Origin of the sequence: Escherichia sp. AM3, assembly GCF_032029835.1 — a bacterium.
In the GTDB taxonomy this organism is placed as follows: domain Bacteria; phylum Pseudomonadota; class Gammaproteobacteria; order Enterobacterales; family Enterobacteriaceae; genus Escherichia; species Escherichia coli.
Genome location: NZ_JAVUPQ010000902.1, coordinates 1 through 280, shown reverse-complemented (window position 1 = coordinate 280; position 280 = coordinate 1). Strand labels below are relative to the sequence as shown.

Genomic DNA, 280 nt, shown 5'->3' with positions numbered 1-280 from the left:
CTACTTGTGATAACAATGCCGGACAGGAGTACTATCAGGCATTCGTTTTATACGATCGGTTAATGTTTCAGGAAAGCTCTTCGCATATCTTGGGGAAAGTAAATGTAATACGCTGTTCTTAATTGTTCAGTGCTCACCCCCCAGAGTATAGCTCATTCCATTATTCAACTTAGCTCCATATAAAGGGACAGATAATGGAATCGCTCTCAGAAGGAACCACAGCAGGCTACCAGCAAATCCACGACGGTATGATTCATCTGGTCGATAGCGCCCGGACGGA

1 pseudogene is annotated in these 280 nt (G+C 44.6%); it reads left to right on the top strand.

The window, feature by feature from the left end:
- Window positions 1-194 precede the first annotated feature (194 nt).
- Window positions 195-280 (top strand): annotated as a pseudogene (locus RTW80_RS28975) (hypothetical protein); the annotation flags it as partial.